The sequence below is a fragment of the Neorhizobium petrolearium genome (assembly GCF_029854435.1).
In the GTDB taxonomy this organism is placed as follows: Bacteria; Pseudomonadota; Alphaproteobacteria; order Rhizobiales; family Rhizobiaceae; genus Neorhizobium; species Neorhizobium petrolearium.
Map to the genome: position 1 here is coordinate 754,804 of NZ_CP123000.1, position 14,110 is coordinate 768,913.

Genomic DNA, 14,110 nt, shown 5'->3' on the forward strand with positions numbered 1-14,110 from the left:
CGCTGGCTGGCCAATTGGGAAAAAGCCAATCCCTCCGGTGGAGACCGATCGTAACGCGACCGGGGATGGGATTTTGTACCCGAAAATGCGAATGCGATGAAGACCGGGCTTCCACGCCCGGTTTTTCCTTGCGGGAGGCAGGACGGGGATGGTTAGAGGAAAAAAATCCCATTTTCTTTCTGGCTCTTGTCAAAAATATCAATAATTTCAGCGAGAAGTTGTAGGCGGACGGTTTCTTGCATCCCCGCTTTTGCTCTAAGGTGTATGAATTAATTCCTATTCATGAGGGAATTTGTCATGCCTTTGGAGAAACATTTCGAGCTTTTCGTCCCGCCGCCCGGCCGCTTGATCGCTGCCTGTGCCGCTAGCCGTCCGCCTGGGCTTCCCGCCAGCCTGCCGCTCAGGAATGTGTGCCGGATCGTCCGGCAGATGGTCGGCGAACTTGTGCCGCTTTTCGGTGACCGGGTGATGTTGCGCCGGGACCGGCGGCGGCTTTCATGCCATGTGCGGCAGATCGCCATGTATGTCTGCCACGTGGCGCTGCGGATCTCGATGAGCGATATCGGAGAGGCCTTCGGCCGCGATCGCACGACCGTCGGCCATGCCTGCCATGTGGTCGAGGATCGCCGCGACGATCCCGCCTTCGACGATTTCGTCTCGGCGGTGGAGCGGATCGTCACGGTCGTCTTCGGCATGTCGGAGGTACCGGCCCATGAATGAGAGGAAGCCCGATCCATCGTTTGGAAAGCAGCTCCTCAGATTGATCCGCCAGCTCGCCCGCGGTGAATGCGCGGTCGAGACGGCGGAAGGCGGCGAGATGCGGGTAACCGGTGGCGGGGAACGGCTTTATCCGCAAGCCGTGATTGCCAAGGCCCGGTCGCTCGGGCTGGCGCAGCTTTCAGGCGGCCGGCTTACGGCAACTGCCGAGGCATCGGCCTTCCTGCGCCGGGCCCTGGTCACGGGCGGAGAGGCGTTCATCGAGCAGCATGGCGAGATGGTTGCCGCCACCACCGAGGTGGAAGGTGCCCGCCAGCCGGTCCGGCGCAATCTTCTGGAATCGCCGCTCGGCGCGGTGGCGCGGATGAAGGATCGAGAGGGCAAGCCCTTCCTGCCGGCAGACGCGATCGAGGCGGGCGAACGGCTGCTTGCCGATTTCACCCGCGGGCAGTTGCAGCCGCGCGTCACCGCCTCCTGGGAGCCGCGTCTTGCAAGCCGGGCGAAAGGGCATGCGGGCGGTCAGGCGGAGATCGCCGACAGCGCCATGGCCGCAAGGCTGAGATTCTCCAGGGCAATGGATGCCATGGGACCGGAACTTTCCGGCGTCGCGGTGGACGTCTGCTGCTTTTCCAAGGGGCTGGAGACGGTGGAGCGCGAACGCCAGTGGCCGGCGCGCTCGGCAAAGCTGATGCTGCGCGCCGCACTTCTGGCGCTCGCCCGTCATTACGCGCCGCCGCCCGCAAGCCGCCGCAGCCACCATTGGGGCACGGAGGATTACCGGCCCGTTCTATGATTCATGGTTTGAATGCCCCTCACCCTGACCCTCTCCCCGTAAACGGGGCGAGGGGACTTGCCTCAAGCACTGTTGGAGAGGGGGACAAAGGGTACGGCATGTCTCCTTCGCCCCGCTTGCGGGGGGTGCCCGGCAGGGCGGATGAGGGGCATTTCGGGAGCGTGGACTTTTACGCCGCTGCCTTCATCCTTGCCTCTTCCCTGATCCGCTTGACCATGGAGCGCAATCCGTTGGCGCGCTGCGAGGAGAGGTGTTCGACGAGCCCGATGCGGTCGAAGATTTCGATCGCGTCGGTCGCGACGATCTCGGAGGCTCGCTTTCCCGAGTAGACGGCGAGGACGATGGCGACGAGGCCACGCACGATATGGGCGTCCGAATCGCCTTTGAATGTCATCACCGGATCGGAGCTGTCGTCTTCGATATGGCTGACCAGCCAGACCTGGCTCGCGCAGCCCTGCACCTTGTACTCGGACGTCTTCTTGTCGTCGGGAAGATCAGGCAGTTCCTTGCCGAGCTCGATCACATAACGATAGCGGTCTTCCCACTCGTCGAGGAAGGCGAAATCGTCGATGATCTGGTCGATACTGGCCATGAGCGCTCCGGTTTATCTGCGTTTCATATAGGCATTGCAATGCGGGATAAAAGAAAAAAATGCGCCGTGAGGCGTTCATTCCTCACGGCGTCAGCAAAATGCTGAATAGCAGGGCAGGCAGGTCCGGCGCCGGGAACCGAGGCAATCAGGCCCGGCGCAAGCTTTGAAATTCGTAAGGACGATCCCGTTCAGTGAACCGGGCGTTTCTGCGGTACCGGCACCGAGCCGGTCACGATAGTGCCGGTGGAGATCGTGTCGGCAGGGGCGGCAGCGGTCTCAGTGGCCCCGGACGGGAAGGGCGTCGGGTCCGGATCGGCGAGCACGGCGGTTTCCGGTTCCTTCACGCCGGACTGCCCATTTCCAAATTGCTTGTCGAGCAGTTCGAAGGCGACGCGGGCGCCTTCCTTGGCCCTGACCCCGAGTGCCGAGAAGGTTTCGGCGCCCTTTTCGCAGACATCCGGCTTTTCCAGGCAGATGGCGCTCACATACTGATAGGCTTCGGTCGCGGCGTGAAAAGCGTCGCCGACCTCAATCGCCGAGACACCCTCGGTCACGGTCACAGGCCGGCTGCTGAAGTAGGAGAGCACCACCAGCACGGCTGCGAACCAGAATGTTCCCTTGATGAGAAACCACATCGTCCTGTCCACCTGTTTTCCCTGCCGGCTTCCGGAGTGATTCCTGGATGGTGCAGGGCCGCCGGGTCTGTGCCGGTCTTGAACATGGTTGTACCGCCCGGAAGCAAATATGGCTTTGACGCAACCGCTCGGTTTTTCGGCAAATTTATCTAAAATTCGATCTATCGGTTCCGCTGCATGACACTTCTGGCGAGCTTGTCTCGAATTTTAGCGGATGATGTTAAGCATAATTGCGGCAGACGCCCGAAAAGCTCTGGGCTTTGCGCCCACTCGATTGCCACAAAAGTTAACGTCGCAGGAAAAATCAAACCAAATCCGTCGCTTACGTCGTGTTAACCACAAGCGGAGAAGGCTTGGCGAAGATGTGCCAAAGTCGGATTTCGGGCTTCGGATGGGCGTTCGGCACCCTATCTTTTATCCTTTCCTTAAGCCGCGGGGGCCTATTGTCCCCCGTGAAAAAACGAGTCTCTTCAGGGTATGGCGTGCGCGTATTGAGTAACATTGCCGACAGGATGGTTCTTCTGGTCGATGAGACCGTGAACCGCTGGCTCACTCGCCTTAGCGAAGGCGAAGTGGCTCGCGCTGAGGAGATTGCGCTCTTCCGCCGCCTGGTCTTTGCCTGCCTCGCAACGCTGGTTGTCGTGCCGTCCGCGCTCACGCTCGTCTTCACCCCCGCGCTGGCGCTGCCGGTCGGCGCCGCACTGGTCATCTCTTTCTTCCTGCTGGCCGTCGCGGCCCTCTTTGCGCTGCCGCGCCATGCGGTCGTCTCCGCCGTCGTCCCGCAGCCGGAGGAGATTGCTTTCGAGGCCTGCCCGGGCCTGTCGCTCATCCTCGACCCGCAGGGTCAGGTCATGAAGACGGGTGGACGCGACCGTGACGCCTTTCCCGTCGGCCTCAGCGAGGCTTCGGGCCTGCCGCTTGCCGAATGCGTGCATGTGTCGGACCGGATCGGCCTCGTCCAGGCGCTCGATGTGCTGCGCCAGGGGGCGGCAAGCGCGGTTGTCGACATCCGGATCGAACGGCCTCTCTCGGCCGCCGGCCGCCAGTTCCTGCCCGTCCGGCTCGACATGACCGCAATTCGCGACGGCGAGGGGCAGTTCGTGCATGCCTTCGCGCAGGCGCGGGACATGTCGGAAGAGGAAGACCTGCGCGCTGAGGCGGTCGCCCGTGTCGCCGAGGCGCGCTCCGCCCATGAGGCGAAGTCACGCTTCCTCGCTGCCGTCAGCCATGAACTGCGCACGCCGCTCAATGCGATCCTCGGTTTTTCGGACGTGCTCGCCGGCGAATATTTCGGCAGGCTCGAGAACGACCGCCAGCGCGAATATGTCGGGCTGATCCGCCAGTCGGGCGCGCATCTGCTCTCTGTCGTCAACACCATGCTCGACATGTCGAAGATCGAGGCCGGCCGCTACGAACTGATCGCCGAACCCTTCGCGCTCGCCGAGGCCATGGAGGCCTGCCGCGCCATGCTCGACCTGTCCGCGCGTGAAAAGGGCGTCACGCTGGCAAGCCGCGCCTCCCGGGGCCTTGGCGAAGTCATCGCCGACCGCCGCGCGGTGCAGCAGATCCTCATCAATCTCGCAAGCAATGCCATCAAGTTCACCGAGGCCGGCGGCGCCGTTTCGATCGACGCGGTGCTCGCCGGTGACGACGTGGTGATTTCCGTGAGCGACACCGGCATCGGCATTGCGGCCGAGAAGCTGGAGTTCATCGGCCAGCCTTTCATGCAGGTTGAAAATGCCTATACTCGAAGCTACGAAGGAACCGGTCTCGGCCTTTCGCTGGTCAAGGGTCTGGTGGCGCTGCATGGCGGCCGTTTTTCGATCGCCAGCCGTGCGGGCGAAGGGACCGTGGTGACGGTCTCGCTGCCGGCCGACGGGTCGGGGATCGGAAGCAAACGGGACCAAACCCGGGAGGAGAAAGTCGAATTCCCGCCGCGGCTCAGCAAAGCCCGGCTAACGCCGCAGAAAACGTTCATGATGGACGAACAGGATTTTATCGATGGCCGCGCGGAAGCGAAAATCGCCTGACAGGAGAAAGCCTGTCCGGCAGCCGGGCCTTCTGTCGAGCCTCCTCTCGGCAGCGGGACGCGCCGCTGCGCGCCATCCCAGGCCCGTCATCGGCGCTGCGGCCTTCATCGTCGTCTTCTCGTTCGTCGCTGCCAATGCGCTCTGGTACCAGCCGGGGGGCCATCCCGCACCATTCCTTGCCACCCGCGACGCCAGCGACCCGAATGCCATCGCCGGCTATCGGCCCGTGCGCCGCGCAGCGCCCGAGGAAGTGACGACCTTCCGCATCGAGCGCGCCGATCCGGATGCGCCCCCATCGTCGCTCGCCACAACGGCACCTGCGACCGAATCGGTAGCCGGGCCGGTCTCCGCTCCCGTATCCGATCCGCTGCCGGTCGCCGTTCCCGCACCGCGCCCGGAAACAATCCAGAGAGAGGCCCGGGAGGCCGCGCCGCAACCCGTCCCGCAAAGGCCGGCTCCGGTTGAAACCGCGAAGGCAGCCCCGGCAAAGCCTGCCCAGCCGGCCTCCTCGTCGAAGGCGATCCCCGTAAGCCGTCCGCCGGAAAAGGTTGCTGCTGCGCGCAACGAGGACCCCGTGGCGGCGGCGATCCGCTCGGCCGAGCGCCGCCCGGTGATGAGGCCGCCTGCCGAGATTCCCAGCACCGGATCGACTCCCCGGACGAATGCCAGGCCCCGGGCAACACCTGTCGCCCAAAAGCCGGCGGCATCTTCATCCTCGGCGGATCTCGTCCTGCAGATCCAGCGCGGTCTGTCGAACATCGCCTATGCGGATGTCGCGGTGGACGGCGTTGCCGGCGAGCAGACCAAGGCCGCCATCCGCCGTTTCCAGAAGCACTACCGCCTGCCGGAAACCGGCGAGCCCAACGAGATGGTGCTGAAGAAGCTCAAGTCGATCGGCGCGCTTTGACGCTTTAGGTGGCGGCGATGATTGCCGGATATCGGCAAATCCCGGGGAATGGAGCTTTGCCGGCCCGTCAGGCGATGAAGATGGATGCCTTGCGCGAAATGATATAGGCTATCGTCATGAACAGAGCCGACGCCATCAAGAAACTCCAGCAACACGCCGATACCGTGAAAGGCATGGGCGCCACGGCTCTTTACCTTTTCGGATCGACGGCCCGCAATGAAGCACGGGCATTGAGCGACATCGACCTGTTCATCGACTATGACCCGGCCAAGCGGTTCTCGCTCCTCGACCTCGTCGGGATCAAGCAGTTTCTAGAGGAAGAGCTTTCCGTTGAGGTTGACGTTACGACCCGCAGCAGCCTGCATCCGATGCTGCGGACCGATATAGAACAATCCGCCGTCCGTATTTTCTGATGGTCAAGCGCAAGGTCGAGCCGGTTCTAGCTGAAATTCTGGAAGCGATCGAAGGCAGTGAAACCCATACCGCCGGAAAGTCCCTGGCCGAGTTTGAACACGATTGGTTGCTGCGCCACGGCACGCAACGAGCGCTGGAAATCATATCGGAAGCCTCCCGTCACATACCTGATGAGCTGTTAAACCTTGCTCCCGATATTCCCTGGAAGAAGATTCGCGGTATCGGCAATATCCTGCGCCACGAGTATCACAAGATTGCAGACGACGTGATCTGGGTCGTTGTGAGTGAAAACATCTCGCCGCTTAAAGCGGCCGTCAAAGCCATCCAGAAATCGATTGGCGACAAGAAGCAACCGTAATGGAAGCCTTTGGGACAGGTCGCCTCGCGATCTCGACATGCCTCGGGGTGGCCATCTGGACATAAGGCCGCTCGTTCAGCCATTTGCCCTTCGCGGCGAACCGCCGTAAGACGGGCCATGCGCCTGAAGTCCGATATCTTTGTTTCCGCCCTGATACGCCGCGTCTTCGCACTCGGCGGTTTCGCCGCCGTCGAGAAGAAGGGGGCGGAGGAGGCGGGGGCGATCTTTATCCGCCAGCGGTTCCGCGACGGACTGGAGACGCTTTACGCGCCGGCGCCGCAGAACTTCTTCGGCGAGGAGGATGCGGGGCGCAAGTTCGAGACGAGGGCGGAAAGGGCAGAACCCGATGCCGTCCGCGAGATGCTGTCGCGCGAACTCCGCTTCGATCCGGATCTCTGGCTGCTGGAATTGGAGACCGACGATGTTGCCGGTCTTTTCGAGGTCATCAAGCCCGCCGGTTGAAGACAGCGCTTTATCGAACCCGGCGCAGGCCGTGCACCGGCCTGCGGGCGCTCGCCGTGGTGCGGATCACCTGCGGCAGGGCCTCGTGTCCTTCGCCATCACGCGCGTCGGAAGCGACCGGCCGCTGCGGTTCGGCGTAGGTGTAGCGGTCGGCGCGGCGCCAGGCTTCGACACGCCTGCCGCATTCGTCCTCGTCGAGCGCGTCCCAGAGCGCCTGTGCCCGGGGCATGCCGTTCTGCGGGGCCGAGAGATGGTCGTAGAGCCGCTCCAGGATGAAGACTGCATCGTCGGTCTCCATGGCCACGCCCTTTAGTGTGGTGGCGAGCTGCTGGCCGGAGATATCGAGCATGATGCGCTCCGCGAGCCATCGGCTGGCGGAAAGCGTGTCGGCGAGCACGCTGGCGAACAGGCCGGCCTCACGGTTGCGGGCGAAGCGCACGAGCAGCGCTTCCTGGATCGGCGAAAGGGTGCGAAGCCCGAGCCGGTCCGCGGCCGGCCGGTTGACATGTCCGGCGAGCGCCTTGATGTGCCGGCGCAAATGCTCCTCGCGCGCCAGCCGCTCGGCATCGTCCGTCGCGCCCGGCATCGGTCGCACGGCCCGCACCTCCTCGGTACCTCCGCCATTGGCGCTCAGGCGCTTCGCGTGATCGTAGCGCAGACCGACGAGCGCATCGATGACGGTCGGCGACAGTGCTTCGCGGCTGACGATCGCGCGGGCATGCGCTTCTCCTTGCGTGCGGGCAATGGTGATCAGCGCGTCGTCGGTAAGGCAGGCGGACGAGATGAGGAAGGGAGCCGCGATCGTGATCGGCTGACAGGCGATGAAAAAGGCGACGGCCGGCGGCACGGTCCTGCATTGTGAAAGCGCTGCGACCGCCTCGCGACGGGCCTCTTCGGAGGAAGCGGTAAAGAGCGGGGCGAAGAGTTCGGCGAACTGTCGAAGTTCCGACCGCGACGGATGCGGCAGACTTTCGAAGCTCGTCACGGTGGCCATCAGCACCACATCCTTCTTACGCATGGCCGGGGGCCTCTCAAGGTCGCGAAACTCGTTCGTCACGGGCAAACTCACGTCAACGCAATACAAATCCGGAGGTGCCGCGAAGCATCCAGGCCACGCCTCACGGCCCTCCTGACGCTTTCATCGTACCTTGCTTAAGTCCTCAAATCGGAACTCTCCCTGTGGCGCCGAGCCGCTTTCACGCAGCTGTGAAAACATCCATCGGAAAGGGAGCGCCCCGGTTTAACCAGATGCTAACTCTCTGAGGGTTAACGGTCAGTGAAAACGGATCGTTTTGATACGTCTGTGATTTTTTGGAGTTCCTGTTGGTTCGTCATCGCCATGCGCAGCGAGTCAGATCGATGTGTGAACCAATCGGCCGATCGTGCGTTTCCATTGCCGACGCCAGACATGCACCGATAGCAAATGCTATTTTAGCATTAACTCACTATTAACGCTGCTCTGGCTGAATTTGCGAAGTAACCGGCGTGTATTGCCGGGATTTCAGGTTCCGGATGGCCTCGCGTTGCAGGGCTCGACCCTGGAGGCCATCCGTCAGGCGACCGGCTCAGGCGGAACCGGCTGCCAGTACGGGAATATCGTTGCGCCTTGTTTGAAAAGGTGCTGCAAGGAGAAAGGTGCGGTATGCCCGCGGGTTAATCCTCGGGAAGCACCAGCCCTCAAGGAGGGCAGGGTGAGATCGGTCCGTCTTCATCCGTCTCGAATTCCTGAAAACGGAGACGAGCATGGCAGAGATCGTAGTGCTGAACAGATGGCGGAGCGAGAATACCCGCCGACCACAGATCAGGATCGGCGAGGAAGATGATGCCGGCCGGCTCTTGCTGTTCACCGGGGTGCGTTATGAGCGCTTCGATGACCGGGGAGACCGCAAGGCCGAAAACCACGCCGTTCATGCCGAATAGATCGAGTTCCCGGTTTATTTGACGACAAACCTTCCGGCATACGCGGCGTCATCCTCGGCCTTGTGCCGAGGATCTGCTCACCTAACCAATCTGTTAATTAGATTTAAAATCGTAGCCGTGGTTAGATGCTCGGGACAGGCCCGAGCATGACGAAGGGGATGTTGCCGCTCTTTGCCAGCAGCTCAAGTCCTTACCTTTCACTCAATACCGTCAGAACCGGCTTCTGGAACGCCACTCGAAGGGCGCGCAGGTTGCCTGGGTCAGAAATTGCGAGGCGATATCCGCAAAGCTTGCCTGCGGCGCGAGGCTTCTGAGAATGACATAACCTTCCGCTTGCTGGGTTTCCACCAGGATCGACTGCGAGACCGCCTGCGGCAGCGATTTGCGCAGCGTGGTGATCTGCACCGGCGTGGCGATCACCACGTCCAGCATGCCGCCGGCCGATGTTCGGTCGTTGATGCTGAAGACCTCGTTGGACGACTGGTCGTAGACGGCAAGCGACCAGAAGGGCACGCCGCCATTTTGAGCCGTCAGCCGCACGGGGCCGCTCCCGACATCGAAAGCGCACACGGCAGCTTCCACGAATGGATCGTCCTTGGAAAGCCCCGCCCGGTCCGGTCGTTCGCCGAGGCGGTGAAAGCGGTGGATATCGCCTTCCGCCAGAATGCGGGTATAGGCGTCCCGCTCGCTGAATTCCGGCAGCAGTAGCACGATGACGAGATGCAGGAGTGCTGCGCCGATGAGGCCGGTCACGACGGCGAAAAGGATCTGCAGCGCAAATCGCGACCGGGGTCTAAGCATTGCCACACCCGATCTTTTCCAGCCGCGGCATGGTCAGGTCGATGAGGCCGGAACTGCCGGCCGTCGGCGTATCGAAGAGCGTCAGCGTCAGCCGGAACGAGCCGGCGGCCGGCACGGCGAGCCAGTTTCCGGGCCTGGCGGTCGAGGAAATGGCGATATCGAAGCTGCCGTCCTCGTCGCGCAGCACGATGCGGGAATTGAGCGCCCTCGGCAGGTCGGAACGGGCGGACGGCGGGGCGGCGCCGGGAGCGCTGGCAAACAGTGTCCAGAAACGCGCCGGCGGCGTATGGCCGGTCAGACGGTAAGAGCAGTTCCCGGAAAGCCGGGCGCCCGTCTCGTCTGTGGCGGCGGTGAAGACGAGGCCTTCGGCGCTGGCATAGATGAGCTTGCCGGCATTCGCCCGGTGTGATTTCGCGTAGGGGTCCGCCTTGGCGGTCTGCACCTCCGGAAAGGCTTCCCAGGGCCCGAGCTTGATGGCGCCGAAGCCTACGGTCGCGTCAAGCGCCATGAGAGTGGACCAGATCCCGCCGCCGAAGGCGATGGCAAGTGCGATCGCGATGAGGAAGGGAACACGGAACACGGGTTTGCTTTGGCCCTCGGAATAGCTGCATCAGAGGGTTAGCATTGATTCTGGCGGGAAGGAATGGGCGGGGGAGGCAGTTTAGTGAGCGCAATTGCCATGATTGCCTCTCTTGAGACTCCCTCACCAACAAAATCTAGCACTTAGGCTTTGGCTCAAGATGCTGATTTTGTAACCTCTCCCACAAGGGGAGAGGTAGAACGTCGTGCTCGCGGCATCGGTATCTCTCCCTTGTGGGAGAGAAAGTAATTTTGACATCTTAGCAAAGGCTAAGTGTCAGAAATTGCAAGTGAGGGGATCGGTGCTATCATTCCGACAACTGGGGGAGGATATGCGCCATGAACCGCCGCCGATCAATCGACGCCGCGCTCGCGATATGCGGATGGATTCGACGAGAGCGGAGAACATGCTCTGGCAGGCGATCCGTGATCGGAAACTGGAGGGCTTCAAATTTCGCCGGCAAGTGCCGCTTCGAAGCTATATCCTCGATTTCGTCTGCTTCGAAGCACGGCTGATCATCGAAGTCGATGGAGCCCAGCATGCCGAGAGCAAATCGGATGAAGTCCGTGACGCCTTCTTCCAATCTCAGGGCTTTCGTGTCCTGCGCTTCTGGAGCGATGACGTAGTGAAGAATCTCGATGGCACAGTTCTGACGATTCTGGCGGAGTTGAATACTGGAGAATACGAGTTGTTTGCGGACCCCCTCACCAACAAAATCTAGCACTTAGCTTCGCTAAGATGCTGATTTTGTAACCTCTCCCACCAAGGGAGAGGTAAGCCCGCGGCAGCGCGGCATCTCTATCTCTCCCTTGGTGGGAGAGAAAGCGATTTCAACATCTTAGCTGAAAGCTAAGTGTTAGAAATCGCAAGTGAGGGGATATTCCTCTCCAGAAACGCCGCCTGAAACTACCGCCGCAGGTCTCCGCTGACCGGCGTTATGACCGGCGCGCCCTTTGCCGGTTCCGTTTCACCGACCGCGCCCCCGGCATCGGCCACCTTGGTGCCCGCCGGTGCGAGCGGGCCGGCCTTCTTCAGGTTTTCGCCGATCTGCCTGAGGATGCGGGTGGATTCGGCCGAGAGCGAGCGTGGCCGCACGAGCACAAGGCCGGGCTCGCCATCTTTCTTTGCCACTTCCGTACCCTTGTGGCCGCCGGTCGGCAGCGGGTTTTCGATGCCGGGAATGGCCCTGAGCTCGATGCCCTGATGGGCATAGTCCATCAGCGTCTTGAAGGTCATGGCCGGCAGCGAGCCGCCCGTCATGTTGTGCATCGGCGTGAAATCGTCGTTTCCGTACCAGACGGCGGTCGTGTAATTGCCGGTGAAGCCGATGAACCAGGCATCGCGGTAGCTCTGCGAGGTGCCGGTCTTGCCGCCGGTCACGATGCCGCCGTCAAGGGCCGCCCGGCGGGCCGTGCCGATCACCGGGATCTGCGTCAGGATGCGGTTCATGGACGAGGTCGCCTGTTCCGAAAGCACGCGGCTGGCCGGCGGTTCGTCGCGGTTGAAATCGTATAGCACGTCGCCGTCATAGCCGAGCACCTGCCCGATGCCGTGGCGGCGTGATTGCATGCCCCCTGCCGGCATCACGGCATAGGCCGTCGCCTGGTCGAGCACGGTGACTTCCGACGTGCCGAGCGGGATGGTCTTGTCGGTTCTGAGCGGGGTCTCGATGCCCATCTTCTTGGCGGTCGCAACGATCGCTTCCGTGCCGAGATAATCCTTGGCGAGCCGGACCGGCACGGTGTTGTACGACTGGGCCATGGCGGTGAGCAGCGTCACCTTGCCCTTGTAGGACCGGCCGTAGTTCTGGGGCGACCAGCCGCGCCAGGTGATCGGCGCATCCGAGATGACCGATTCCGGCGTGAAGCCGTTCTCCATGGCGGTGGAATAGGTATAGAGCTTGAAGGAGGAGCCCGGCTGGCGAAGTGCCCGGGTGGCGCGGTTGAACTGGCTCTCGCCATAGTCGCGTCCGCCGACCATGGCGCGCACGGCCCCGCCGTTCTCGATCATCACCAGAGCGCCCTGCTTCGCCTTATAGCTCTCGCCATATTCGCGCAGGCTGGTTTCCATGGCGGATTCCGCCGCCTGCTGCAGGCCGGTGTCGATCGTCGTGCGCACGATAACGGAATGCTCGCGGAACTTGCCATCCTTCGCGAGCCGCTGCACCTCGTCGAAGGCCCAGTCGAGGAAATAATCGGGCGCCTTGACGTCCGCCCGGTCGACCACAGTGGCCGGGTTGCGCCGCGCGGCGATTACCTGGCCCTCGCTCATCAGCCCGCTCTGAACGAGATTGGAGAGCACCTCGTTGGCGCGACCGCGGGCGGCCGGCAGATTGACATGCGGCGCATATTTCGCCGGTGCCTTGAAGAGGCCGGCGAGCATGGCGGATTCGGCGAGGTTCACTTCCGTGATGTTCTTGCCGAAATAGAATTGCGCCGCCGCTGCCGCTCCGAACGTGCCGCCGCCCATATAGGCCCGGTCGAGATAGAGCGACAGGATTTCCTTCTTGGACAGGTTCGCCTCCAGCCAGAGCGCCAGGAAGGCTTCCTTGATCTTGCGCTCGATGGAGCGCTCGTTGGTGAGGAAGAGGTTCTTTGCGAGCTGCTGGGTGATGGTCGAACCGCCCTGCACGACGCCGCCGGCCTTGGCGTTTTCGCTGAGCGCGCGGGTGAGCCCGATGAAATCGATGCCGAAATGGTCGAAGAAGCGGCGGTCCTCGGTTGCGAGCACGGCCTTGATGAGATGGTCGGGCAGCTCGTCGATCGGGACGGAATCCTCATGGATGATGCCGCGGTGGCCGATGGTATTGCCGTAGCGGTCGAGGAAGGTGACGGCGAAATCGCCGCGATTTCGCCAATCTTCCTTGGTTTCCTCGAATGCGGGTTGCGCCAGCGCCAGCAGAACGACAAAACCGGCGGTGCCGAGCGTCATCGCCTCGCCGGCAAGCTCGAAGCCGATGCGTTTGAAGCCGCGGACGCGGAATTTGCGGGAGAAGATGGTGATCTCTTCCCAGATTTCACCGAGCGTGAAACCGAGATTCCAGACGGTGGAATCGATCCAGGAATCGATGCGCAGCAGGAAGTGGCGCTTTCTGCGCGGCCTGTCGTCGGGTGACTTTGGCTCGTCCTGCAGTTCGTCCTGCACCGTGGATTCCCCCGCCCGTTTTCAATGAGATGTGCTTGACGCCGCCCCATGAAGGGATCAAAGGCATGAGCTCTCACCGTTATTCAGCAATAGCTGACAAATGGTTTAAGCGCGATAGCCAAATCGCAACAAGTAAAGGGCAGGAGGGGCGATTTGTTCCATGCTGCCGCGAAAGTGATATGACGGAAGAACCTTTCTGGAAGACGAAGCGGCTCGACGAGCTGAGCGGGGAGGAATGGGAAAGCCTCTGCGACGGCTGCGGGCTCTGTTGTCTCAACAAGCTCGAGGACTGGGACACGGGGGACGTGGTCTTCACCTCGGTGGCATGCCGGCTGCTCGACGGGACGAGCTGTCGCTGCAAGGACTACGACAACCGGCAGGCGACGGTGCCGGATTGCATCCGGCTGACGCCCGAGACGGTCGATGATATCGCCTGGCTGCCGCCCACCTGCGGCTACCGGCTGGTGCGTGACGGCGAGGACCTCTACTGGTGGCACCCGCTCGTCTCCGGCGATCCGGAGACCGTGCATCTCGCCGGCATATCCGCCCGCGGCCGAACGGTCAGCGAGGCCGATGTCGATGTCGACGACTTCGAGGACTATCTGGTCGACTGGCCGCTGACGGTGGGTGGAAACGGCTGAGAACCACGTCGTCGAGAATTATCTGCCGGCCGGGTAGGTAAAATTCGAAATATATTCAAAAGGCGAGTTCTTACTTACGTAATTTTGCGAATGTACCTTCCCGCCCGCGGAGGTTA

At 62.2% G+C, this 14,110-nt stretch carries 16 protein-coding genes; 10 read left to right on the forward strand and 6 right to left on the reverse strand.

The features are described from left to right. Window positions 1-297 precede the first annotated feature (297 nt). Both QEO92_RS03910 and QEO92_RS03915 read left to right on the forward strand, forming a co-directional pair. On the forward strand, window positions 298-720 hold the full coding sequence (locus tag QEO92_RS03910; protein ID WP_227702232.1) for a helix-turn-helix domain-containing protein: 423 nt from the start codon (window positions 298-300) through the stop codon (window positions 718-720). Beyond that, window positions 713-1,510, forward strand: coding sequence for a DUF6456 domain-containing protein (locus QEO92_RS03915; RefSeq protein WP_227702233.1), 798 nt, complete (start codon window positions 713-715; stop codon window positions 1,508-1,510). Before QEO92_RS03910 ends, QEO92_RS03915 begins: the two co-directional genes overlap by 8 nt. Window positions 1,511-1,679: 169 nt before the next feature. Here the strand turns inward: QEO92_RS03915 and QEO92_RS03920 are convergent, their stop codons facing one another. Both QEO92_RS03920 and QEO92_RS03925 read right to left on the reverse strand, forming a co-directional pair. Then, on the reverse strand, window positions 1,680-2,102 hold the full coding sequence (locus QEO92_RS03920; RefSeq protein WP_227702234.1) for a SufE family protein: 423 nt from the start codon (window positions 2,100-2,102) through the stop codon (window positions 1,680-1,682). A gap of 188 nt (window positions 2,103-2,290) precedes the next feature. Next, the gene (locus QEO92_RS03925) at window positions 2,291-2,737 is read right to left on the reverse strand and encodes a DUF5330 domain-containing protein (protein ID WP_227705077.1); all 447 of its coding nucleotides are present in this window, start codon (window positions 2,735-2,737) and stop codon (window positions 2,291-2,293) included. 512 nt (window positions 2,738-3,249) lie between these two features. Here QEO92_RS03925 and QEO92_RS03930 point away from each other — a divergent pair. The 5 genes from QEO92_RS03930 (at window position 3,250) to QEO92_RS03950 (ending at window position 6,908) form a co-directional block, all read left to right on the forward strand. Continuing rightward, window positions 3,250-4,767, forward strand: coding sequence for a sensor histidine kinase (locus QEO92_RS03930; RefSeq protein WP_265105765.1), 1,518 nt, complete (start codon window positions 3,250-3,252; stop codon window positions 4,765-4,767). Next, window positions 4,739-5,674 carry a peptidoglycan-binding domain-containing protein gene (locus QEO92_RS03935; protein WP_227702236.1) on the forward strand — a complete coding sequence of 312 codons (936 nt, stop codon included), beginning with the start codon at window positions 4,739-4,741 and terminating at the stop codon, window positions 5,672-5,674. The genes QEO92_RS03930 and QEO92_RS03935 overlap by 29 nt, the downstream gene beginning before the upstream one ends. A 116-nt stretch (window positions 5,675-5,790) precedes the next feature. Continuing rightward, window positions 5,791-6,087, forward strand: coding sequence for a nucleotidyltransferase family protein (locus tag QEO92_RS03940; RefSeq protein WP_037157607.1), 297 nt, complete (start codon window positions 5,791-5,793; stop codon window positions 6,085-6,087). After that, window positions 6,087-6,446 carry a HepT-like ribonuclease domain-containing protein gene (locus QEO92_RS03945; RefSeq protein ID WP_227702237.1) on the forward strand — a complete coding sequence of 120 codons (360 nt, stop codon included), beginning with the start codon at window positions 6,087-6,089 and terminating at the stop codon, window positions 6,444-6,446. The genes QEO92_RS03940 and QEO92_RS03945 overlap by 1 nt, the downstream gene beginning before the upstream one ends. A gap of 117 nt (window positions 6,447-6,563) precedes the next feature. Further along, complete coding sequence (locus QEO92_RS03950; protein ID WP_227702238.1) at window positions 6,564-6,908, forward strand: DUF1491 family protein; 345 nt, start codon at window positions 6,564-6,566, stop codon at window positions 6,906-6,908. A gap of 10 nt (window positions 6,909-6,918) precedes the next feature. On the opposite strand, the gene QEO92_RS03955 is transcribed toward QEO92_RS03950, so the two are convergent. Then, the gene (locus QEO92_RS03955; RefSeq protein WP_227702239.1) at window positions 6,919-7,965 is read right to left on the reverse strand and encodes a DUF2336 domain-containing protein; all 1,047 of its coding nucleotides are present in this window, start codon (window positions 7,963-7,965) and stop codon (window positions 6,919-6,921) included. 686 nt (window positions 7,966-8,651) lie between these two features. Between QEO92_RS03955 and QEO92_RS03960 the strand changes: the two genes are divergently transcribed. Continuing rightward, window positions 8,652-8,828, forward strand: coding sequence for a hypothetical protein (locus QEO92_RS03960; RefSeq protein ID WP_227702240.1), 177 nt, complete (start codon window positions 8,652-8,654; stop codon window positions 8,826-8,828). Window positions 8,829-9,038: 210 nt separating this feature from the next. Here QEO92_RS03960 and QEO92_RS03965 read toward each other — a convergent pair whose 3' ends face one another. Continuing rightward, the gene (locus QEO92_RS03965; RefSeq protein WP_037157599.1) at window positions 9,039-9,629 is read right to left on the reverse strand and encodes a DUF1254 domain-containing protein; all 591 of its coding nucleotides are present in this window, start codon (window positions 9,627-9,629) and stop codon (window positions 9,039-9,041) included. Beyond that, window positions 9,622-10,209: a DUF1214 domain-containing protein gene (locus QEO92_RS03970; RefSeq protein WP_227702241.1), complete on the reverse strand. Its 588-nt coding sequence runs from the start codon at window positions 10,207-10,209 to the stop codon at window positions 9,622-9,624. Before QEO92_RS03970 ends, QEO92_RS03965 begins: the two co-directional genes overlap by 8 nt. Window positions 10,210-10,540: 331 nt before the next feature. On the opposite strand from QEO92_RS03970, the gene QEO92_RS03975 reads away from it, so the two are divergent. Then, the gene (locus QEO92_RS03975; protein WP_227702242.1) at window positions 10,541-10,930 is read left to right on the forward strand and encodes an endonuclease domain-containing protein; all 390 of its coding nucleotides are present in this window, start codon (window positions 10,541-10,543) and stop codon (window positions 10,928-10,930) included. Window positions 10,931-11,115: 185 nt separating this feature from the next. Here QEO92_RS03975 and QEO92_RS03980 read toward each other — a convergent pair whose 3' ends face one another. Beyond that, a complete protein-coding gene (locus tag QEO92_RS03980; RefSeq protein WP_407720825.1) occupies window positions 11,116-13,353 on the reverse strand; it encodes a transglycosylase domain-containing protein in 2,238 nt (745 codons plus the stop codon). 179 nt (window positions 13,354-13,532) lie between these two features. Here QEO92_RS03980 and QEO92_RS03985 point away from each other — a divergent pair, with 179 nt between their 5' ends. After that, the gene (locus QEO92_RS03985; RefSeq protein WP_227702243.1) at window positions 13,533-13,994 is read left to right on the forward strand and encodes a YcgN family cysteine cluster protein; all 462 of its coding nucleotides are present in this window, start codon (window positions 13,533-13,535) and stop codon (window positions 13,992-13,994) included. Window positions 13,995-14,110: the final 116 nt, after the last annotated feature.

Coding starts and splice junctions, on each gene's coding strand:
- QEO92_RS03910 (WP_227702232.1), top strand. CDS start 298: ATGCCTTTGGAGAAACATTTCGAGCTTTTCGTCCCGCCGCCCGGCCGC.
- QEO92_RS03915 (WP_227702233.1), top strand. CDS start 713: ATGAATGAGAGGAAGCCCGATCCATCGTTTGGAAAGCAGCTCCTCAGA.
- QEO92_RS03920 (WP_227702234.1), bottom strand. CDS start 2,102: ATGGCCAGTATCGACCAGATCATCGACGATTTCGCCTTCCTCGACGAG.
- QEO92_RS03925 (WP_227705077.1), bottom strand. CDS start 2,737: ATGTGGTTTCTCATCAAGGGAACATTCTGGTTCGCAGCCGTGCTGGTG.
- QEO92_RS03930 (WP_265105765.1), top strand. CDS start 3,250: ATGGTTCTTCTGGTCGATGAGACCGTGAACCGCTGGCTCACTCGCCTT.
- QEO92_RS03935 (WP_227702236.1), top strand. CDS start 4,739: ATGGCCGCGCGGAAGCGAAAATCGCCTGACAGGAGAAAGCCTGTCCGG.
- QEO92_RS03940 (WP_037157607.1), top strand. CDS start 5,791: ATGAACAGAGCCGACGCCATCAAGAAACTCCAGCAACACGCCGATACC.
- QEO92_RS03945 (WP_227702237.1), top strand. CDS start 6,087: ATGGTCAAGCGCAAGGTCGAGCCGGTTCTAGCTGAAATTCTGGAAGCG.
- QEO92_RS03950 (WP_227702238.1), top strand. CDS start 6,564: ATGCGCCTGAAGTCCGATATCTTTGTTTCCGCCCTGATACGCCGCGTC.
- QEO92_RS03960 (WP_227702240.1), top strand. CDS start 8,652: ATGGCAGAGATCGTAGTGCTGAACAGATGGCGGAGCGAGAATACCCGC.
- QEO92_RS03965 (WP_037157599.1), bottom strand. CDS start 9,629: ATGCTTAGACCCCGGTCGCGATTTGCGCTGCAGATCCTTTTCGCCGTC.
- QEO92_RS03975 (WP_227702242.1), top strand. CDS start 10,541: ATGCGCCATGAACCGCCGCCGATCAATCGACGCCGCGCTCGCGATATG.
- QEO92_RS03985 (WP_227702243.1), top strand. CDS start 13,533: ATGACGGAAGAACCTTTCTGGAAGACGAAGCGGCTCGACGAGCTGAGC.